This is a genomic window from Qipengyuania sp. BR81-2, assembly GCF_055693895.1.
In genome coordinates, this window is the sequence record NZ_CM146344.1 from 1396429 (window position 1) to 1416771 (window position 20343).

Below are 20343 nucleotides of genomic sequence, written 5' to 3' on the forward strand. Positions count from 1 at the left end.
AATGACGACCACAATCAAAGTGAACGTGATGGGATTCAATCTGAAGTGGCAGAACGGCCAGGGTAAGGAATTCTACACCGGCGACTTCATCTTCCAGCAGGTATCACCCTCGGGTCCGGTCCTTATGACCGAGGATGGCTCTCTCAACCTCAATGCGCTCGATATCTCGGACGATGTCGACATCGTATATCGCTGGAAATCCCCCTTCGTCGCCATCGACGGGGTCCTCTATCCCGCCGCGTTTTCTCTGATAGCGGAAGACAATTTCTGGGTGCTTCCCGGCAACGCAAAGCCCAACAAGGCCAATGTGCCGCAGCAGGGCGGCCAGTTCGCGGTGACGTTCGACGCGCCGGACGAGCTTCGCGTGAGTGACAAGAACTCGGACGCTGGCGACTATACCTATTGCCTTGCGCTCAAAGTCGGCATCGACGTCGATGGCTCCGGCAATCCGGCTTGGCTCATAGCCGATCCCAAGATCACAAACCGGGGCAGCACGCGCCTTCTTGCGCTGGAATCGTCAGGAAGCGCCGACTGAATTCCCGAAACCCGCATTCCAGCCTCGTTTCGGGGCGCAATTGGCCCTGCGCTTCTTGCCCTTCGGCTCGCACCACCTTAACGCGCGCGAATGGACGACGCGCACCTTCCCGATTCCATCCTCATCGTCGATTTCGGCAGCCAGGTCACCCAGCTCATCGCGCGCCGCGTGCGCGAGGCGGGGGTCTATTCCGAAATCGCTCCCTTCAGCCAGGCGGAGGAGGCGTTCCATCGCCTCAAACCCAAGGGCATCATCCTCTCGGGCTCTCCCGCAGGCGTCCCCGAGGAAGGCTCGCCGCGCGCTCCGGAAATGCTCTACGAGGCGGGTATCCCGATCCTCGGCATTTGCTACGGCCAACAGGTCATGAGCCACCAGCTCGGCGGCGAGGTCCGCCCCGGTCATGAAACCGGCGAAGGCGGCGAATTCGGCCGCGCCTTCCTGACCGTCACCAAGGACTGCGCGCTGTTCGACGGCCTCTGGAAAGAGGGCGAGCGGCACCAGGTCTGGATGAGCCACGGCGACAAGGTCACCAAGTTCGCCCCCGGCTTCGAGATCGTCGCGATCTCCGACGGCGCACCCTTCGCGGTCATCGCCGACGAGGAGCGCAAGTTCTACGGCACCCAGTTCCACCCGGAAGTCGTCCACACGCCTGACGGCGGCAAGCTGATCGCCAACTTCGTGCGTCACGTGTGCGGCCTCAAGGGCGACTGGACCATGGCCGCCTATCGCGAGACCAAGGTCCACGAAATCCGCGAGCAGGTGGGTGACGGCAAGGTGATCTGCGGACTGTCGGGCGGTGTCGACAGCTCGGTCGCCGCGATCCTCATCCACGAGGCGATCGGCGACCAGCTGACCTGCGTCTTCGTCGACCACGGCCTGTTGCGCCTCAATGAGCGCGAGCAGGTCGAGACCATGTTCCGCGACCACTACAACATCCCGCTGGTGGTGGTGGACGCCGAAGACATGTTCATGGATGGCCTCGCCGGCGTCACTGACCCCGAGGCGAAGCGCAAGTTCATCGGCAAGACATTCATCGACGTGTTCGAAGCCGAGGCGAAAGCCGTGGGCGGTGCGGACTTCCTCGCGCAAGGGACGCTCTATCCCGACGTGATCGAAAGCGTCAGCTTCACCGGCGGCCCATCGGTCACGATCAAGAGCCACCACAATGTCGGCGGCCTGCCCGAGCGCATGAACATGAAGCTCGTCGAGCCGCTGCGCGAACTGTTCAAGGACGAGGTCCGCGAACTTGGCCGCGAACTCGGCTTGCCCGACATGTTCGTCGGCCGACACCCCTTCCCCGGCCCCGGTCTCGCGATCCGCATTCCGGGCGAGGTCACCAAGGAACGCTGCGACATCCTGCGCAAAGCCGATGCGATCTATCTCGAGGAAATCCGCAATGCGGGTCTCTACGATGCGATCTGGCAGGCCTTTGCCGTGCTGCTGCCGGTCAAGACGGTCGGCGTGATGGGCGACGGGCGCACCTATGACAGCGTCTGCGGCCTGCGCGCTGTCACCAGTACCGATGGCATGACCGCCGATGTCTATCCCTTCGATGCCAGCTTCCTCACCGGCGTCGCCACGCGCATCGTCAACGAGGTCCAGGGCATCAACCGCGTCGTCTACGACTTTACCTCGAAACCTCCGGGGACGATCGAGTGGGAGTGATTTGCAGCTTCCGCTAGGTCCCGACCCGCGCACCCAGACACTGCGCCGGTTGCAGGACCTGCTCGTCCAGCGAATCGGCAGGATCGAGCGCGCGGCTGCCGAATGGCGGCGGCCCGAGTGGGTGTTGGTGCAGGGTGTCATTGGCGCGAGGACCAAGTCCGAAGTCTCCAACGCGGCAACCGACCGGCTGTTGAAGCGCTACGGTTCGTGGGAGGCCGTCGCGGAGGCGCCGCTCGAAGCATTGCAGGCTGAGCTTTCGACACAGACCTATCCCAACATCGCGGCGGAGAGATTGAAAGGCAGTCTTGGCGCGCTGGTCGAGCTGCGCGGATCGGTCGACCTTTCGCACCTCGCGGAGATGGAGACGTTGGCGGCGATGCGCTGGCTCGAGCAGCTACCCGGTATCGGGCGCAAGATCGCTGCGGGCATTATGAACGCCTCGACGCTTGATCGCCGGGCGATCGTGCTGGACGGGCATCACACGCGCATCTTGCAGCGCATGGGGTTGGTCCCGCCCAAGGCGAGCACCGACCGCGCCTTCGAGGTGATCATGCCGGTCATGCCAGAGGAATGGGACGGCGGCGATTTCGACGAGCACCACCTGCTCATGAAGAAACTGGGCCAGACCTGGTGCCGCCCCGCCGCGCCCGACTGTGCCGACTGCCTTGCGCTCTCCCTGTGCAAGACCGGAACCGAGCGCGTCGGCAACCGCTGAGAGGACATGCTGGACGCGGAACAGGTCGAGGAAGTCTATCGCATCCTCGCACGCGAGATGCCCGGACGCACTCGCGGCGCGAAGGGGCCGAAGGGCCAGCCCGATGCTTTCCGCTCCTGCATTTCCTGCATGCTGTCGGCCCAGTCGCTCGACCGGAACACGGCCAAGGCCAGCCGCGCGCTTTTCGCGCTGGCAACGACGCCGGAGGAAATGCTGGAGCTGGACGACCGCGACATTGCTGCCGCGATCAAGCCTTGCGGTCTTTATAACAATAAGACCCGTTCGATCCGCCGCTTCTGCGAGGCTTTGCTCGCCGAGCATGGCGGGGTGGTGCCGGATACGCGCGAAGGGCTGATGAGCCTTCCCGGCATCGGTCGCAAATGCGCCGACATCGTCATGAGCTTCACATTCGGCAAGGACGTGATCGCGGTCGACACGCATGTCCACCGGGTATGCAACCGTATCGGCCTGACCGAAGCCAGAACGGCCGAGAAGACGGCCGAACAGCTAGAGGCCCGCTCGCCGGATTGGGCGCTGGCCGACGGGCATTTCTGGCTCATCCAGTTCGGCAAGAAGGTGTGCATGTCCCGAGCACCGAAATGCGAGCGCTGTCCGGTCGCGAGGCATTGCGAGTTCCATGGGGCACAGCTAAGCCAAGGCGCATGAGTTGGGATGATTATTTCGCTGCCGATGCAGGCGGGGCAGAGGCCGAAGGCCGGGGCAAGAAACGTACCGTTACGGTCGGCTGGACCGTAAGGTTCGGCAAGAGCGATGCCATCTGGGGGCCGCCACAGTCATTCAGCAGGAGCGACCCTAAGGCGAAGAGCGCCAAATCGATCCAGGCCTGTCCTGCGGCGATCGATTTCGACAGGCGCCACTTCATCATTCCGTGCCCGGTCGACATCAACCTCGCCTTCGTGCGAGATGCGCAGGGCCGGCTCCAGCTGGCCGACGCCGACGGTGACCAGTCGCCGATGCGGCCGCAGGGACGCGCGAACCTGTTCCAGCTCCAGCCGCCCAACGAGTGGCGCCATCCCGAACGGCCGATCCTGCAGTTCACGGCGCCTTACGTGTTCGTAGCGGACGAGCCTTGCTGGGTGGCGCAGACCGAACCCTATATGCATTGGTTCCCCGAGCGGCGGCCGGGCGTCGCAATGGGCGGACGCTATCCGATCCATATCTGGCCGAGGCCGCTCGCCTGGGCTTTCGAATGGTACGATTTGTCGAAACCGCTAAAGCTCAAGCGCGGCGAGCCCTGGTTCTACGTCCATTTCGAGACCGAAAACCCCGGCGCGCATGTGCGCCTGGTCGAACAGGAAATGACCGACGAGCTTACGAAGTATCTCGATTCGATCATCGACGTGTCGAACTATGTCAACAAGACCTACGGCCTCTTCGGCGAGGCACAGCGTATCCGGCCCGAGAAACTGCTCAAGCCCAAGGGATAACCGCTTCCGGGTGGATCAGCCTTCCGCGTCGGGGAGGCGATAGGGCACGAAGTCGTCGAGGAAGATGATGCCGGAGAAGAAATGGCCGGCGCGGCTGTATGTTTCGACCTGATCGGTCCGGCACAGCTGCGAGGCCGAGAACTTGCGGATCACGAGATAGTCGAAATCGTCGATCGCATCGGGCGTCTTGGTGTAGTTGACCCAAATCGTGTCGCCGGCACGATAGACCAGTGCGGTATCGTCGATCTGGACGAGGCTGCGCGAGGGGATCGTGCGGATGCAACGCTCCGGCTCGCCGGCCACGCGGCCCTTCAGCATCTTGGCGAGGCGCTTTTCGCCCTTGGTCATTTCTGCAGGCTGCTCGGCAGGCTCTTCCGCCTGTACGGCAGGAGCGGCAAGGAGGCCGATGGCTGCGGCCGAAAGGGCAAGGCGTTTGAACATGGCGAGTCTCCAGATTGCAGGGTGACTATGTATCAGACAACGCCTGAACCTGCGATGAGTTGCCTCTCCCGTCCGGTCAGGCGGTGCCGCCCACGGTGAGTCCGTCGATCAGCAATGTCGGCTGGCCGACGCCCGCAGGCACGCTCTGTCCGCCCTTGCCGCAGATGCCGATACCTTCATCGAGCGTCATGTCGTTCCCGATGCCGGTCACGCGGGTGAGCACGCTGGGGCCGTCGCCGATCAGCGTCGCACCCTTGATCGGCGCGACGATCTTGCCCTTCTCGACCTTGTAGGCCTCGGTGCAGGCGAAGACGAACTTGCCGCTGGTGATGTCGACCTGCCCGCCGCCGAAGCTGGTAGCGTAGATCCCGTCGTCGACGCGGCTGAGCAGTTCTTCCGGATCGTCATTGCCGCTCTGCATGAAGGTGTTCGTCATGCGCGGCATCGGTGCGTGCTGGTAGCTTTCGCGGCGCCCGTTGCCGGTTGCCTCGACCCCCATCAGGCGCGCGTTGAGGCGGTCCTGCATGTAGCCCTTGAGGATGCCGTCCTCAATCAGAACGGTCTCGCGGGTCGGCGTGCCCTCGTCGTCGATGCTCAGCGAGCCGCGGCGTTCGGCCATGCTGCCATCGTCGATCACGGTGACGCCGGGTGCGGCGACGCGTTCGCCGATCCGCCCCGAAAAGGCGCTGGTGCCCTTGCGATTGAAATCGCCTTCCAGCCCGTGGCCGACCGCCTCGTGCAGCAGGACGCCCGGCCAGCCGGGGCCGAGCAGCACGGTCTGTTCCCCAGCGGGCGCTGCCACGCTGTCGAGGTTAACGAGCGCCTGGCGCACCGCCTCGTCGATCGCGCGCATCCATGCGCCCTCATCGAACAGGCGGTCGTAAAGATAGCGCCCGCCCATGCCGAAGAAGCCGGTCTCGCGGCGGCCGTTCTGTTCGGCGACCACCTGGATATTGAGGCGCACGAGCGGGCGGATGTCGCGCGCGGTGTAGCCATCGGGCCGCACGATCTCGACCACGCTCCAGTTGGCAAGCAAGCTGGCGGAAACCTGCGCCACGCGGGGGTCCTTCGCGCGGGCGACCGCGTCGATCTTTTCCAGCAGCGCGGCCTTTTCCTCGAAGGGCACGAGATCGAGCGGGCAGGCGTCCGTGTAGAGGTGGCGGTTCGTCCGCTCGGGCGGCGCGGCCAGCGGGCTTTGCGTCGCATCGAGCAGCTTCAGCGTCTCGCCCGCGCGCTGGATGGCGGCGGCGCTGATCTCGTTGGCGTGGGCAAAGCCGGTGGTCTCGCCCGAGACACCGCGCAGGCCGAAACCCGAATCGCGCGAATAGTCGGCGGTCTTCAGCCGGCCATCGTCGAAACCGAATGCTTCGGATGCCGTGAACTGGAGATAGAGCTCGCCGTCATCGCAGGGCGTCAGCAGCTTGCGGGTGAGCGCCTGTGCCTCTTCGGGGCTGAGCTTGTTGCCGTAAACGAGTGCGAGCGGATCGGTGATCGGTGCGGTCATGCGCCCTATGTAGGAAGGCGCGGCCTGCTTGGCGAGGCCCTAAGGACTGCGCTTACCGGTGGCCGGGATCGCCGCCTTCGGAAATATCCATGAGGGTCGACTGGTCGACGCCGTCGGCCGGGCCGCCTTCTAGGACGAAGCGACGATCGCAATAACCGCAATCGACATAGCCGTGCTCGTCGATCTGCAGGTACACCTTGGGATGACCCAGGGCGGCAGCGCGATAATTCTTGCCGGTGCGGATATCGGTCGCACCGTCGCACCACACGCGGCGCGTGGTGACCTTGGACACTTCGGGAGGAGGCAGACTCATGGAGAGCGCCGATAATGGGTTTTGTCGAACCGCTCAAGCGCCTAGGGCACTCGCATGAGCACTCCGCCAGCAATCCGGATCGACAATCTCGTCAAACGCTATGCGCCCAACGGCAAGGGTGACGAGGGCAAGCTTGCATTGAAAGGCGTGAGCTTCGACGTGCCGCAGGGCGGCGTCTTCGGACTGCTCGGTCCCAATGGCGCGGGCAAGTCGACGCTGATCAATATCCTTGCCGGCCTCGTGCGCAAGACCAGTGGCAGCGCGGAAATCTGGGGCTTCGACATCGACGAGCAGCCGCGCAATGCGAAGCGTTCGATCGGAATCGTCCCGCAAGAAATCGTCTTCGATCCCTTCTTCACGCCTTACGAGGTGCTGGAAAATGTCGGCGGCTTCTACGGCATCGGCAAGGCCGACCGCCGCAGCGAGGAACTGCTCGCCGCAGTGCATCTGGCTGACAAGCGCGATGCCTATGCCCGCACGCTGTCGGGCGGCATGAAACGCCGCCTGCTTATTGCCAAAGCCATGGTGCATTCACCGCCGATCCTCGTGCTCGACGAGCCGACAGCCGGGGTCGACGTCGAATTGCGCCGGCAGCTGTGGGAGCTGGTTCAGGAGCTCAACGCCGAGGGTGTAACGGTCGTTCTGACCACGCACTACCTCGAAGAGGCCGAGCAGCTCTGCGACCGGATCGCCATCATCAATCACGGCGAGCTCATCGCCAACAAGCCGACCCGCGAACTCGTCGGCATGGCGCGCGAGAAGATCGTCTCGGTAAGCGTCGACAAGGACCTGGGCGGTCCGATCATGGAGGAGGCCTTCCTCAAGGCCGAGGTTATCGAGCCGCGCCGGCTCGACATCACCTATGACCGCGACAAGGCAAGCGCCGGGCAGGTGCTCGCGCTCGTGCAAAGCCACGGATACGGGATCGAGGACGTCACGACGCGCGAGGCCGACCTCGAAGACGTTTTCGTGCAGTTGACCGGCGCAGGCTGAGCCGCGCCGGAACTGTCAATCGATCAAACGAAAGTGCGCGGGCCGAGCCCTGCGTCCTTTACGCGCAGCACTTCCCAGACATGCGGCTCGACCTCTTCCATCGGTGCCCTGCAGCACTTGCATTTGCCGACATGCATGCCGCCGGCCTTTCGCATATTGGTTGAATCGACCCGGTGATGCCCGAAAGCGCAGGCGAGAAGTCCCATCCTCATTTTATTTGCGACCCTTGTTTAGTCCCTGTCCCTGTCGATTCGGGCGATAGCGCGCGTTAGGGCCGCGTTAACTGCAATTTCGGCAGAATCGTTCTCTGCTTGCCGCGTGATGATTGGATCGGCATGACGCTCGCATGACAGACCACGCACACGACGTCCTCGTCATCGGATCGGGGGCCGCAGGCCTGACCGCGGCGCTCGAGCTTGCGCAGAGCAAGAAGGTGCTGGTGCTCGCCAAGGGCAAGCTGACGAGCGGATCGACCGCCTGGGCGCAGGGTGGGATCGCCGCCGTGCTCGATGCCGGCGACACCTTCGAGAATCACATCCGCGACACGATGGTAGCAGGTGCGGGTCTCAACGATCTCGAGACTGTCGAATTCGTGATCGAGCGAGCGCCCAAGGCGATCGATCGGCTGTGCGAGCTGGGCGTGCCGTTCAATCGCGATCAGGGCGATCTTCATCTCACGCGTGAGGGCGGCCATTCGCATCGCCGGATCGTCCATGTCGACGATGCGACGGGCTGGGCGGTGCAGGCGGCGCTGCTGAAGGCGGCGGAGGAAAACCCGAACATCACGCTTATGCCGCACCAGAGCTGCATCGACCTCATCACCGGACGCAACCAGAAGGAATATTCTGGCTCCGGTCGCGTATGGGGCGCTTATGCACTCGACGAGGAAACGGGCGAGGTGGTCAGCCATGTTGCGCGGGCCACGGTCCTGGCGGCTGGCGGCGCGGGGCGCGTGTACCTCTTCTCGACGGCTCCGCGCGGAGCGACGGGCGACGGCATCGCCATGGCCTGGCGCGCCGGTGCGCGCGTCTCGAACATGGAGATGATGCAATTCCACCCGACCTGCCTCTACAATCTCGAGGTCAAGAACTTCCTCATCACCGAGGCGGTTCGCGGCGAGGGCGGACGGCTGTTCAACCCGGTCACGGGCGAGCGCTACATGGAGCAATACGACAAGGAGCGCATGGAGCTTGCCCCGCGTGACATCGTGGCGCGCGCCAATGACGACCAGATCAAGCGCTACGGGCTCGACTACGTCCATCTCGACATCAGCCACCAGCCGCCAGAATTCGTGAAGCAGCATTTCCCCACGATCCACGAGAAGCTGATGGGCCTCGGGATCGACATGACCAAGGGACCGATTCCCGTCGTCCCGGCGCAGCATTATACCTGCGGCGGTGTGAAGATCGGCCTAGATGCCAAGACCGACCTGCCGGGCCTGTGGGCCGCAGGCGAATGCACCGAGAGCGGCTTGCACGGCGCCAATCGACTTGCCTCGAACTCGCTGCTCGAATGCTTCGTTTTCGGCGAAGCGGCAGCCGAGGACATCCTCGAATGCTGGGACAGGCTCGACGACCCGCCCGAGATCCTGCCCTGGGACGAGAGCCGCGTTACCGATTCCGACGAGGAAGTGGTCATCAAGCAGAACTGGACCGAGATCCGCCGCTTCATGTGGAACTATGTCGGTATCGTCCGCACCACGAAGCGGCTCGAGCGTGCAGGCAACCGAATCGATATGATGAGGCAAGAGGTCGAGGATTATTACGGCAGCTTTCGTGTCACGACCGACCTCATCGAACTACGCAACCTCCTCGATTGCGCAGGGCTGATCGTGCGCAGTGCCCTGAAGCGCGAAGAGAGCCGCGGCCTGCATTTTACGCTCGACTATCCCGATACGGAGAGTGTCGCGCGCGATACCGTCCTCGTACCCTAAGGCAAGATCAAGCCCGCTCAGAAGCTCTGAGCGAAGAAGCCTCGCGCTCGATCGCCTGGCTTAGCGGCGGAAGGCGCCGGCCGAAGCCGTCGGTGGTGGCGATGTCGCCGAGCGTCTTCATATCTGGCAAGGCGAAATAGAGCACTGCGGCGCGGCTTAGCGGCTCGCGAAACTCGACCCCCGCATGCGCGCCCGAAATCCAGCGTACCGTACCTGCAACCTCGATATCGCCCACAAGGGTCAGGCCGAGCGTCGCCCCTTCCTCGATGGCAGGATCGGCGTAGGCAAGCTTGCACCCGTGCGGGGAGAGGTCGCACAGCCGCGTCTCAGACACATTGCCAGCGAGATCGCAGACAATGCTGCCTGCCACCGGCAATCTTTCGCTTTGACGCTTTTGCATGTGCAACCCTCCGAAATGGTTCTGATGCATCTATCGAACAGGATTGAAGATTTATTGCAAAAAGCCGCCATAAGTTACTGCGACATTAACCTTTTACTTGTCTCACGCGGCAAGTTATTGGTCTTTATGGTTTTTAGAGAGGGGCGAAATATTTTTCGTTGCTAGGCGCGCCTGAGGTGCCAGTCGTCCAGCGCGTATCCGCTCACGATTCCCTTCGGTACGGGTTGGTGGAACGAGATGCCCAGCGCCTCGCCCAGTTGCCATGCGACGCGTCCGCTTGCAGGGAAGCCTGGATGCAACTGGAGCTCGCAAATCTGCCCGACGGAAACCTCGATATCACCGCATTCGACCATGCAGCCGGCCGCCGAGAGATTGCGCATCAACGCTTCGGCCTCGACGCCGGCGATGACGATCCGCACGACATCGCGCGTCGGATATCGCTCCGCCTGCCTGCGCTCTTCCAACCCCATTTCTTGCGCCCTTCCTCCCACGAGATAAAGTATATCTGCGCGCGTTCGAATGAATTGGAGATTAGCGACAATAGAAGTCTGAAATTTAATTTTCGTTTACTTAGATTGCCGGCTGCGCGGCGGCTTCGTTCCGGAGTGGACAAGCCCCGCCAACTCGTGCCTATTGAAAGCGCAAAGTGCAAACAAGGAGAGGGGCGAAATGCCGCAGGTGAAGGCCAACGGGATCGACATCCATTATGAAGAGCACGGCGATCCGGGAAATCCGGCCATGCTGCTGATCATGGGTTTCGGTGCGCAGTTGACCCTCTGGCCCGACGAACTGGTCGAGGCGCTTGCCGGCGAAGGCTTTCGCGTCATCCGCTACGACAATCGCGACATCGGGCTGAGCCACAAGTTCCACGGCGTGAAGGCACCCGGTCTCGTCAAGATGACATTGATGTCGAAGATCGGGCTGACGCCGAAGGTCCCCTATAAGCTAGCCGACATGGCGGCCGACGGCATTGGTGTGCTCGACGCTCTCGGGATCGACAAGGCGCATATCGTTGGGGCGAGCATGGGCGGGATGATCGGCCAGCACGTTGCGGCAAACTATCCCGACAGGTGCCTGAGCTACACCCAGATCTTCTCCACCACCGGCAACCCGAAGCTGCCGCCTGCGCGCAAGGAAGCGCTGCAGGCGCTGGTCACCCGTCCGAAGAGTGATGAGGAAGACGTGCTTGTGGACCATGGCGTGATGCTCGCGCGCACGATCGGTTCGCCGGGCTATCCCTCGGACGAAAAACGCTTGCGCGAACGCACGCTGACCAGCGTGCGGCGCAGCTTCTATCCCGAAGGGCCCACGCGTCACCTCTCCGCAATCGTTGCCGATGGCGACCGCCGCGAGATGCTGCGCAAGGTCGAGGTGCCGACGCTCGTGCTGCACGGTGAGGACGATCCGCTCGTTCCCTGCGAAGGCGGGCGCGAAACGGCCGAATGTATTCCGGGCGCCAGGCTGAAAACGATCCCCGGCTGGGGTCACGATCTCCCGCTCGACCTCGTTGATACGCTGGCGTCCGATATCGCGGGGCATGCCCGCATGGCGACGAACTGACGACGCCAATCGACGAGCGTTTGTGGCACTCGACGAAGGGGACGAGCAACGATCGTTGCACGCTTTGAGTCGATTGCCGAATGCGGAAATCTTTCTCTCTGCGCAGGCAATTCGCCCAAAGCCCCTCCGCACTTTTATTACAGGTTGGGGGTCCGCCATTTCAATATTGTAGGCTCACGACACATTTTCCTGCCTTATTTGACAACACCCTGTCGCGGGCGCATCAAAAATGCAGATCCTGGCGGACCCGCAGTCGGTAGGATCCGATCGACCAACGAGGTCATCGCTGAACGATAAAAATGGACTGTCGCGTTTCTAAGCGAACTTTCTGCGGCCGATCATCTCTTTGTTTTGAAAAGGATGATCACAATGTCAAAAATCTTTGCAATTTCACTCGCTACTGCTGTCAGTGCAGCTGTCCTAGCGGTCCCCGCAACATCCCAGATCGTCGTCACCCCGGCGGCTGAGGTCGACAAGATGGTGAAGAAGGTCTCTCGTGACCTCGACCGTCAGCTTGACCGCTCGGCCGACTTCCGCGGCGTTGCCGGCGGCAACGGCATCACCATCGTGCGTTTCCAGACCAATGAAGAGGGCACTCCCGAGAACCTCCGCATCTACCGCGAATCGGGTGACGGACGTCTCGACCGCGTCGCAGTGCATGCCGTCCGCAACCTGCGTACGCTCGACGAGGCACCCGCCAGCATTGCGGATGACCAGGTCTATCAGGCCAACATCATCTTCGCCGACAATGCCTGGTCGATGAAAAAGCTGAACCAACAGCTGGCTGAGGAGGAGACCACACGTATCGCCTCGAGCCCGGCTGAGCGTCTCATCCTTGCGCTTGGCAGCGTGCCCACCGGCAAGCCCGGTTCCTGAACCCGCTGCCCATCCCGACCTCCCCCGGTCGGGACCGCTCCGGCGTCGACCCTGATTCTCTGCGGGCAGGGTTCGGCGCCGGAGTTTTTGCGTCGCCCATCCGCGACCGAAACCGCGCGCGGGCAAGAAAATTGCCGACCTCGATTCGATTGATTCACAAGTCTCGCGAGCACGATTGTGCACGCAAAAATTTTTTCACTGATTCATTTTTGGGCTTGCGATCTCGCAAAGCCAGCTTGGTCCACGCGTCGCTGCGTTGCATCATGATGATACACCCCGCCATTCTGCATCTCAGAGCAGTTAAAATCGCGTTGACCCTCTTGCGCAGATTCGACGTCTGATTCAGTATCTAGTGGTCGGTTGCCTGGGGGTACCTACAAGACCTAGCGATTTCACCTTTCCTCCCCATATTGGGGTGAAGGCGGATTCGGCCCTAAGTCTGTGGAGAAAACTGGATAAGTTTTCGACCTCTCCCAAGGCTTTCGATGCTAGGCGGGGGGAGGTTCTCGCCGACTCGATACAGGCGAATTGGCGGGGGCGCAGACCTGCTCGTTCGGACGAAATTGGCGAACACACAAACGGCGGGGCTAATGATGGATTTCAAGAGCGGAGACGAAGCGGCGATGGGTCTGGATCTGGATACGCAGGACACTGTCGAAGATACCGCTCCCGCGAAGGCGAAAAAGAAGCCGGAAAAGGCAGTGGCCATGGAAAAGACAGACAAGGGCAGTGAAGAGCTCGTCGCCGAAAAGGCCGGCGAAGCGATGGCCGGTGCAATGGCGGAAGTCGCCAAGGCCGCCGCTGCGAAGGATGACAGCAAGAAGGTCCTGGATCGCCGTTTCGACGTGAAGACGGACGACAGCCGCAACGATCTGCTGACCGAGTTCGGCAAGGAAACGCTCGAAGACCGCTACCTGCTGCCCGGCGAAACCTATCAGGACCTGTTCGCGCGCGTCGCCGACTATTTCGCCGATGACGCCGAGCACGCGCAGCGCCTCTACGACTACATCTCGAAGCTGTGGTTCATGCCCGCAACGCCCGTTCTCTCGAACGGCGGCACCACGCGCGGCCTGCCGATTTCTTGCTACCTCAACTCGGTCTCGGACAGCCTCGACGGTATCGTCGGCACTTGGAACGAGAACGTGTGGCTCGCCTCGAAGGGCGGCGGCATCGGCACCTACTGGGGCAATGTCCGCGGCATCGGCGAGCCGGTCGGCCTCAACGGCAAGACCAGCGGCATCATTCCCTTCGTACGCGTGATGGACTCGCTGACGCTTGCCATCTCGCAGGGTTCGCTGCGCCGCGGCTCGGCAGCTTGCTACATCGACATCACCCACCCGGAGATCGAGGAATTCCTCGAAATCCGTAAGCCCTCGGGCGACTTCAACCGCAAGGCGCTGAACCTGCACCACGGCGTGCTGGTCACGGACGCATTCATGGAAGCGGTCCGCAACGGCGAGGAATTCGACCTCGTCAGCCCGAAAGACGGAAGCGTCCGCAAGACGGTCGACGCTCGCGGTCTCTTCCAGAAGCTGGTCGAAACACGCCTCGCCACGGGCGAGCCCTACATCGTGTTCTCGGACACGGTGAACCGCATGATGCCCAAGCATCACCGCGATCTGGGCCTCAAGGTCTCGACCTCGAACCTGTGCGCGGAAATCACCCTGCCCACCGGCATCGACCACCTCGGCAACGACCGCACTGCGGTCTGCTGCCTGTCCTCGCTCAACATCGAGAAGTGGGACGAGTGGAACGAAGACAAGCAGTTCATCGAGGACGTCATGCGCTTCCTCGACAACGTCCTGCAGGACTACATCGACCGCGCACCCGACGAGATGGCTCGCGCCAAGTACTCCGCCTCGCGTGAGCGCAGCGTCGGCCTCGGTGTGATGGGCTTCCACTCCTTCCTCCAGCAGAAGGGCATCGGCTTCGAAAGCCCGATGGCCAAGGTCTGGAACCTGAAGATGTTCAAGCACATCCAGGGCAAGGCTTCGGAAGCATCGATGATGCTCGCCAAGGAACGCGGCGCATGCCCCGACGCGGAAGAAATGGGCGCGATGGAGCGCTTCAGCTGCAAGATGGCGATCGCGCCGACCGCGTCGATCTCGATCATCTGTGGCGGCACCAGCGCCTGCATCGAGCCGATCCCGGCCAACATCTACACCCACAAGACGCTTTCGGGCAGCTTCGTGGTGAAGAACCCGTACCTCGAAAAGCTGCTCGACAAGAAGAGCAAGAACTCGACTGCGATCTGGAACTCGATCCTCGAGAAGGGCGGCAGCGTCCAGCACCTCGACTTCCTGACGCCGGAAGAGAAGGCGACGTTCAAGACCAGCTTCGAAATCGACCAGCGCTGGTTGCTCGAATTCGCAGCCGATCGCGCCCCCTATATCGACCAAGCGCAGTCGCTGAACCTCTTTATCCCGGCCGACGTCGACAAGTGGGACCTCATGATGCTGCACTTCCAGGCGTGGGAGAAGGGCATCAAGTCGCTCTACTACCTCCGCTCGAAGTCGGTGCAGCGCGCCGGTTTCGCCGGCGGCGTCGAAGCCGACAACACCGCCGACGCGGCGAAGTACGAACTCGCCGCCGAGCAGACCGATTACGAGGAATGCCTCGCCTGCCAGTAATCCGGCAGAGACAATGCAAAAGCCCCGCCCTCCGATCTGGAGAGCGGGGCTTTTTCGTGGCCGGAAGAAATCCGGCTAGACCGGCTTAGGCGTCTTCCATGACTGCCTTGTTGCCGAGACCTTCGGGAATGCGTGCGCCTTCCTTCAGGTAAATGCGGTTGTCGTCGATCTTCTCGACGTCATCCAGCGACAGGAAGTGGTGCATGTCGTCCGCGCTGTCCGACTTGGTCAGCTTGATGGCGTCGTCCTGCACTGCATCGACGGTCCCGACGTGGAGACCTTCCGAGTTGGCGACTTCCATATGTTCCTTGATGCGTAGCTTCTCAAACATGTAAAACCCTTTTGTTTTGCGTTGCTTATACCTTACCAACGGGCGGTCGAGGGTATCGGTCCACGCTTCGTCGAAGCTCATGCACGGGTTGAAGAAAGGGGTGCGGAGGACCGGCAAACCGCCTTCGGGAAGCGCTCCTTGCGACTGGGCAAGAGTTCAACCAACCGCAGCGCAGCCCTAGGCCAGACAGATTGACGCCCCGCCTTTTTACGGACGGGGCGCCGGGGTTGCGAGACTTGCCCGCAAAAGGGGAAAACCGAACAAGTCCGCTTAGCCCCGTACTGTGAAACTCGTGTGGGTCAGCTCGAGCCGAGCGGCCTGTTTGCGTCGGCCGCGGCGCGCTCGTCGGGACGCGAGGAAATTTCGCCCGGCTGCGCGGTGCCCGTCGAGGCATCGCCCTGCGCAAGCGGCTGGTCGCCGAGGCTGTCGGTCGCGATGTCCTGTTCCATCTGGCCGTCTTCGTTGCGCGCATTTCCGTAACCGCGCTGGGCCTCGCCCTGCTGCGACTGCTCTTCCTGCTGCTCGTGCTGGCGCTGGCGTTCGCTTTTCTCGATTTCATGCCAGTTGCTCATCGATTGCTCGGGCCCGGCATTCTTGTGGATCGTGCGCTGGTCTTCGGGTGCGTATTCGCCCATTTTTCAAACTCCTTTGCCCGAACAACGGGCCGGAGCGGGATCGCGTTCCACCGTTCGTCGTACGCTTCGGGCGGGTTCGGGAGTATTCCGTGCCGCGGCACCACGGGGACAAAAAAACTTATCCAGTCTTATCCCCGCCGAATCATTACCTCTTGCCTTCGATTCCGGCTTCTGATTCCCTATATGAGTCGCTGAACACAAACGCCGGAGACACAAGATGTCGTTGCTCGAAGCCAGAAAGACCTACAAGCCCTTCGAATACCCGTGGGCCTATGAATTCTGGAAACGCCAGCAACAGATCCACTGGATGCCGGAGGAAGTTCCCCTCGGCGAAGACTGCCGCGACTGGGCGCAGAAGCTTACCGAGCACGAGCGCAACCTGCTCACGCAGATCTTCCGCTTCTTCACCCAGGCCGACGTGGAAGTGCAGGATTGCTACCACGACAAGTACGGTCGCGTGTTCAAGCCGACCGAGATCAAGATGATGCTCACCGCCTTCTCCAACATGGAGACGGTGCACATCGCGGCATACAGCCACCTGCTCGACACGATCGGCATGCCGGAAAGCGAATATTCCGCCTTCCTCGATTATGAGGAAATGGCCGACAAGCACAATTACATGCAGCAGTTCGGCGTCGACAACGACGAGGACATCGCCCGCACGCTGGCCATGTTCGGCGCCTTTACGGAAGGCATGCAGCTCTTCGCCAGCTTCGCCATGCTGATGAACTTCCCGCGCTTCAACAAGATGAAGGGCATGGGCCAGATCGTCAGCTGGTCGGTGCGCGACGAGAGCCTCCACTGCGAAGGCATCATCCGCATGTTCCACGAGTTCGTGCGCGAGCGTGACTGCCTGACCAAGGCGGTCAAGGAAGACATCGTCGACATCTGCCAGAAGACGGTGCGTCTCGAAGACAACTTCATCGACCTCGCCTTCGAAATGGGCCCGGTGTCGGGCATGACGGCGAAGGACATCAAGAAGTACATCCGCTACATCGCCGACTGGCGCCTCGGCCAGCTGGGCATGCAGCCGATCTACATGATCGACGATCACCCGCTGCCCTGGCTCGCCCCGCTGCTGAACGGCGTGGAGCACGCCAACTTCTTCGAAACCCGCGCGACCGAATATTCGAAGGGCGCGACCAAGGGCGACTGGAACACCGTCTGGTCGAGCTTCGACAAGCGCCAGAGCGCCAAGGCGGCGAACGAGGAGGAAGTCGCAGACGACGGTCCGGGCCTGTTCGAAGACGGCGAAGGGGCTGTCGCGGCGGAGTGAGGCCGTACCTCGTTATTGGTGAAGTGAGAGATTTTTGGCTTCGGCTCCCGGAAATTGGACGAAGAAGAGCGAACTGTTCGCGACGATAGTTTTTGCGATCCTTGGGTGGCAGCTTACCAGCATGATTGCCGCTACTCGGGACGGGAGTGTCCTGCTCTATTCGTTGCACACGACCGTCCAATACCCGGGTGACGAGGTGACTGTTCTCTCAGTCGAGAACGCATCCCGCGATAGCGTCATAGGCGTATTTGAGTTTGCCCTGACTTGTCCCGATAGGCGACCATGCTTCCGCAACGAGGGCACCATAACTCCTTCAAAGCCTGTCGCACCTCAGGGTGTCGAACGAGATGTCAGCGGGACTGAAGTGGTCCTATCTGCAAAGCTTCCCCCTGGCAGTTACCTGTCATTTGAAATTGACCGAGTAAGCCAATCCGGTGATCTAACTATGGTCTTCAATTCACCGGATGAGGGCGATGGGGTCCGATTGCTAAAAGCAGGATCTCTTGAAGGACTCGTAGTGGCTCACTGGATGGCGATCTTGGTATTTGGAACCCTGATCGCTGCAATCATTCTGGCTATCATATTGTTTAAATAGCCAGGCCGCAGATTGGGTTTAGGTCGACTCGATCTGTGCCATTGGGCGGGTTTCTTGCTTGTTTTTATCGAAGTAGCGAGAAAATCTGGCACGATTGAGATGATTTCCATGGGAGGCTCATTATGACTGTCCGCATTTCCGTAGGCCTCAGCTTGGTTGCACTTTGGGGTATCGCTTCTCCGAGTTTTGCTCAATTTCGCGTTGATGTAAAAGAAGAGTCATCCGGCGAACCTATTCGTGCCAAGATTATGGTCGTGAACGGTGAAAGTCGACGCGTCATTGGAAGAACAGAGGGGGAGGATGGTTTTCAAAGCGAACAAGGCTGTGATGGACAACAGTTATCAGCAGAACCTGTAGCGAGATTTCTCTATGAAAAACCGCCAGAGGAGGAGAGGACGGCGGACTGCGCATCAAGCGTTGTGTTCACTTTCCGCGAGCTGGGCTTTAGTTCGGCTACCCTGGAAGTTCCCCGACTTGGGGAATTGACTGCCGAATTAGTGGATCAGCAATACGTCGATGAGATCGAACCCTATCTCGCAAATCTAGCAGCTACGGCAGATTCTAGTACAAACTCTTACGAAATCGGTTCAGCAGCAGGCGCGTTGGCGCAGCAATTGGAGCGCATCGGGTACGGAGATCAAGCAGAGCGCTACTGGGCTCTTTCAGCGCAAGCTACGCTATCTCAAATAGCTACATTGAAAGGCTTGGACGAGAATCGTGCATGGGTCGAAGGGAATGCATCTAAATTTCAATTCACGTCTGAAGCAAAAGCATTGGTTATGGATTTCCAAGCCGACGAGGGCTTGCCGATAGTCGGTGTGATCGGACCGCTTACATCGAGAGCATTGAAGGCGAAAGTCGAACAGGCCGAAGAGGACTGACAGACAAATCCTCTGATTTCTGCTCAAAACTCATACCAACCGCCGCGCCGCAGCCTCCAGAAGGTGCCGCGCGTACCAGCGGTGGGCGCCTCTCAGGCGGCTGACGATCGGGCCCTCGAATTCGCGGACGGCGGTGCCGAACCAGATGAAGGTCCGGCCCGTCTCCGGCACCGGCAGCGGGCCGTCGAGCGCTCCGTCTTCCCCGCGCGAGGACACCGCCAGCCAGCAGCAGGTCTTGTCGAGGAAATCGTGCATCAGGAGCTCGTCCTCCTCGCGCGCCTCGACTTCCCATGCGGCGAAGCCCTGTGTCCGGCCCGCGGCGAGCGCAGCGATTTCCGCATGGCCCGCGCCGCGTCCGATCAGGTGCAGCGCCATGCGCTCGGTCAGGAAGGTGCGGCTCGAGAAGAAGGCGGTGATCAGCTCGCCCAGCGAGACCTCGCCCGTCACGCTGGCGCGGAAGGCATCGCGATAACACTCCGGCCCGCGCCGCCTTGCAAGCAGGCTCTCGGGCGGAAGCTGGGGTGCGGTGACCTGCGTCATGCGAGCGGCCATAGCACGATCAATGCCCCCGCGCCTTGCCGCTTTGCGCGCGACGCTGCGCGAAGCCGAGGACCAGCCCCGGCATCAGGCCGAAACCGATCTGGCCGATCGTCCCGTAGAGTTTGGGCGCCCGCCACATCTCTGCCAGCCACTCGCCCGCCGTCTGGCCGAACAAGCCAAGGGCAAGCGCCATTTCGGCTGCGAGCAGCAAGGCGAATGCCAGCCCGCCCATTGCGAGTGCCTGCGCCAGATTCGCTATGCCGAACCGCCCGGTCAGCCACCGCGAGGTCGCGAAGCTGGCGGCGAGCATGACCGGCACTTCGATCAACACGAAGACAGCCTCGCCGAGCGCGGGCGCACCCCACAGGACGCGCAGCGTGCCGAGCGCGAAACCAAGCGCGAAGATCGCCGCCCAATAGATCAGCCCGGCACGGAGGATATTCATAGCCCGACTATGCCCGGCCACCGGTGCTTTGTCTTCAGCCATCGCCGGCGCACCAGTCCACCGCCTGCGCGCCCCAGCCGCTGCCTTCGGCGAGGCCTGCCTCGATCATGTGGTCGGCGAGTAGGTTGTTGCCCCGCCGCGCCTCGCGCAGCTCCCGGCCGTAGCGGTCGTATGGCGGCTCGCTGCCGCCGGTCCATTCGAAGCGGCCCTTCGCGAGCCAAGCGTGCAGCTGAGCGCGGGCCGCATGGGCCTTGGCGCGCTCCGCCGCGCAAGCCCCGTCGAGTTCGGGAGCGTCATATCCGGTAAGACGTACGCGGCGCTTGCCGATGGCCACGGTATCGCCGTCGATCACGCAAGGCCCGCGCCCGCGCTCCCCGCACAGGCCGAAGGTCGTGCCGACCGTGCTGAAGGGCGCCGGTGGATTGATGCGGTCGCGAAAGAGCAGTGAGGTGGCGAGCAGGGCGAGAAGCAGCACCCACCAGGCGCCGCGCCGGAATTTCCTGATCACGCTGCGGCGTGGGGACCTGAACCGTGCGTGCTTGACCATCGGGCCGCACGATAGCGTGATGCGAGCGCTCCGCAATCGCCGCTGCCGGTTTCCTACTCGCTTGAGGACCGCCAAGGTTA

General features: G+C 61.9%; 23 protein-coding genes. 12 read left to right on the top strand and 11 right to left on the bottom strand.

What is annotated here, in order from left to right; genetic code table 11:
* The first annotated feature begins 1 nt into the window (after position 1).
* The 5 genes from ACZ1G8_RS06905 (at position 2) to ACZ1G8_RS06925 (ending at position 4363) form a co-directional block, all read left to right on the top strand.
* Complete coding sequence (locus ACZ1G8_RS06905) at positions 2 to 535, top strand: hypothetical protein (protein ID WP_472678719.1); 534 nt, start codon at positions 2 to 4, stop codon at positions 533 to 535.
* 90 nt (positions 536 to 625) lie between these two features.
* Positions 626 to 2200 carry a glutamine-hydrolyzing GMP synthase gene (gene guaA / locus ACZ1G8_RS06910; protein ID WP_472678721.1) on the top strand — a complete coding sequence of 525 codons (1575 nt, stop codon included), beginning with the start codon at positions 626 to 628 and terminating at the stop codon, positions 2198 to 2200.
* 1 nt (position 2201) lies between these two features.
* Entirely contained in the window at positions 2202 to 2915 is a 714-nt protein-coding gene (locus ACZ1G8_RS06915; protein WP_472678722.1) for an endonuclease III domain-containing protein, read from the top strand.
* 6 nt (positions 2916 to 2921) lie between these two features.
* The gene (locus tag ACZ1G8_RS06920; RefSeq protein ID WP_472678724.1) at positions 2922 to 3581 is read left to right on the top strand and encodes an endonuclease III domain-containing protein; all 660 of its coding nucleotides are present in this window, start codon (positions 2922 to 2924) and stop codon (positions 3579 to 3581) included.
* On the top strand, positions 3578 to 4363 hold the full coding sequence (locus ACZ1G8_RS06925; RefSeq protein WP_472678725.1) for a hypothetical protein: 786 nt from the start codon (positions 3578 to 3580) through the stop codon (positions 4361 to 4363). The genes ACZ1G8_RS06920 and ACZ1G8_RS06925 overlap by 4 nt, the downstream gene beginning before the upstream one ends.
* Before the next feature lie 15 nt (positions 4364 to 4378).
* On the opposite strand, the gene ACZ1G8_RS06930 is transcribed toward ACZ1G8_RS06925, so the two are convergent.
* The 3 genes from ACZ1G8_RS06930 to ACZ1G8_RS06940 all read right to left on the bottom strand — a co-directional run bounded on the left by ACZ1G8_RS06930 (position 4379) and on the right by ACZ1G8_RS06940 (position 6621).
* A complete protein-coding gene (locus ACZ1G8_RS06930) occupies positions 4379 to 4804 on the bottom strand; it encodes a hypothetical protein (RefSeq protein ID WP_472678727.1) in 426 nt (141 codons plus the stop codon).
* Positions 4805 to 4880: 76 nt separating this feature from the next.
* Positions 4881 to 6308, bottom strand: coding sequence for a metalloprotease TldD (tldD, locus tag ACZ1G8_RS06935; RefSeq protein ID WP_472678728.1), 1428 nt, complete (start codon positions 6306 to 6308; stop codon positions 4881 to 4883).
* A gap of 52 nt (positions 6309 to 6360) precedes the next feature.
* Positions 6361 to 6621, bottom strand: coding sequence for a zinc-finger domain-containing protein (locus ACZ1G8_RS06940; RefSeq protein ID WP_221427111.1), 261 nt, complete (start codon positions 6619 to 6621; stop codon positions 6361 to 6363).
* A gap of 54 nt (positions 6622 to 6675) precedes the next feature.
* Between ACZ1G8_RS06940 and ACZ1G8_RS06945 the strand changes: the two genes are divergently transcribed.
* Positions 6676 to 7614: an ABC transporter ATP-binding protein gene (locus ACZ1G8_RS06945; protein ID WP_222405587.1), complete on the top strand. Its 939-nt coding sequence runs from the start codon at positions 6676 to 6678 to the stop codon at positions 7612 to 7614.
* A 23-nt stretch (positions 7615 to 7637) separates the two neighbouring features.
* On the opposite strand, the gene ACZ1G8_RS06950 is transcribed toward ACZ1G8_RS06945, so the two are convergent.
* Positions 7638 to 7769, bottom strand: coding sequence for a hypothetical protein (locus ACZ1G8_RS06950; protein WP_472678731.1), 132 nt, complete (start codon positions 7767 to 7769; stop codon positions 7638 to 7640).
* 191 nt (positions 7770 to 7960) lie between these two features.
* Here ACZ1G8_RS06950 and nadB point away from each other — a divergent pair, with 191 nt between their 5' ends.
* On the top strand, positions 7961 to 9547 hold the full coding sequence (gene nadB, locus ACZ1G8_RS06955; RefSeq protein WP_472678733.1) for an L-aspartate oxidase: 1587 nt from the start codon (positions 7961 to 7963) through the stop codon (positions 9545 to 9547).
* A gap of 7 nt (positions 9548 to 9554) precedes the next feature.
* Here nadB and ACZ1G8_RS06960 read toward each other — a convergent pair whose 3' ends face one another.
* Positions 9555 to 9917 (bottom strand): PilZ domain-containing protein, encoded by a 363-nt coding sequence (locus tag ACZ1G8_RS06960; protein ID WP_472678734.1) that lies wholly within the window; start codon positions 9915 to 9917, stop codon positions 9555 to 9557.
* 191 nt (positions 9918 to 10108) lie between these two features.
* Positions 10109 to 10417 (bottom strand): PilZ domain-containing protein, encoded by a 309-nt coding sequence (locus tag ACZ1G8_RS06965; RefSeq protein WP_472678736.1) that lies wholly within the window; start codon positions 10415 to 10417, stop codon positions 10109 to 10111.
* Positions 10418 to 10616: 199 nt separating this feature from the next.
* On the opposite strand from ACZ1G8_RS06965, the gene ACZ1G8_RS06970 reads away from it, so the two are divergent.
* The 3 genes from ACZ1G8_RS06970 to ACZ1G8_RS06980 all read left to right on the top strand — a co-directional run bounded on the left by ACZ1G8_RS06970 (position 10617) and on the right by ACZ1G8_RS06980 (position 15013).
* Positions 10617 to 11507, top strand: coding sequence for an alpha/beta fold hydrolase (locus ACZ1G8_RS06970; protein ID WP_472678738.1), 891 nt, complete (start codon positions 10617 to 10619; stop codon positions 11505 to 11507).
* Between the two features lie 369 nt (positions 11508 to 11876).
* Entirely contained in the window at positions 11877 to 12383 is a 507-nt protein-coding gene (locus tag ACZ1G8_RS06975; protein ID WP_472678740.1) for a TonB family protein, read from the top strand.
* A 593-nt stretch (positions 12384 to 12976) separates the two neighbouring features.
* Positions 12977 to 15013, top strand: a complete 2037-nt coding sequence (locus ACZ1G8_RS06980) for a ribonucleoside-diphosphate reductase subunit alpha (protein ID WP_472681208.1) — start codon at positions 12977 to 12979, stop codon at positions 15011 to 15013.
* A gap of 85 nt (positions 15014 to 15098) precedes the next feature.
* Here ACZ1G8_RS06980 and ACZ1G8_RS06985 read toward each other — a convergent pair whose 3' ends face one another.
* Positions 15099 to 15344, bottom strand: coding sequence for a DUF2171 domain-containing protein (locus ACZ1G8_RS06985; protein WP_472678741.1), 246 nt, complete (start codon positions 15342 to 15344; stop codon positions 15099 to 15101).
* Between the two features lie 299 nt (positions 15345 to 15643).
* Complete coding sequence (locus ACZ1G8_RS06990; RefSeq protein ID WP_472678743.1) at positions 15644 to 15979, bottom strand: hypothetical protein; 336 nt, start codon at positions 15977 to 15979, stop codon at positions 15644 to 15646.
* A 217-nt stretch (positions 15980 to 16196) separates the two neighbouring features.
* Between ACZ1G8_RS06990 and ACZ1G8_RS06995 the strand changes: the two genes are divergently transcribed.
* Together ACZ1G8_RS06995 and ACZ1G8_RS07000 are read left to right on the top strand one after the other, a co-directional pair.
* A complete protein-coding gene (locus ACZ1G8_RS06995) occupies positions 16197 to 17255 on the top strand; it encodes a ribonucleotide-diphosphate reductase subunit beta (protein WP_472678744.1) in 1059 nt (352 codons plus the stop codon).
* A 717-nt stretch (positions 17256 to 17972) separates the two neighbouring features.
* Positions 17973 to 18731: a hypothetical protein gene (locus ACZ1G8_RS07000; RefSeq protein ID WP_472678745.1), complete on the top strand. Its 759-nt coding sequence runs from the start codon at positions 17973 to 17975 to the stop codon at positions 18729 to 18731.
* Positions 18732 to 18761: 30 nt separating this feature from the next.
* Here the strand turns inward: ACZ1G8_RS07000 and ACZ1G8_RS07005 are convergent, their stop codons facing one another.
* From ACZ1G8_RS07005 to ACZ1G8_RS07015, 3 genes are read right to left on the bottom strand one after another with little or no spacing between them, the layout of a single operon-like run.
* On the bottom strand, positions 18762 to 19271 hold the full coding sequence (locus ACZ1G8_RS07005) for a hypothetical protein (RefSeq protein WP_472678746.1): 510 nt from the start codon (positions 19269 to 19271) through the stop codon (positions 18762 to 18764).
* Positions 19272 to 19290: 19 nt separating this feature from the next.
* Positions 19291 to 19716, bottom strand: coding sequence for a hypothetical protein (locus ACZ1G8_RS07010; protein WP_472678747.1), 426 nt, complete (start codon positions 19714 to 19716; stop codon positions 19291 to 19293).
* Positions 19717 to 19750: 34 nt separating this feature from the next.
* Positions 19751 to 20263 (bottom strand): thermonuclease family protein, encoded by a 513-nt coding sequence (locus ACZ1G8_RS07015; protein WP_472678748.1) that lies wholly within the window; start codon positions 20261 to 20263, stop codon positions 19751 to 19753.
* Positions 20264 to 20343: the final 80 nt, after the last annotated feature.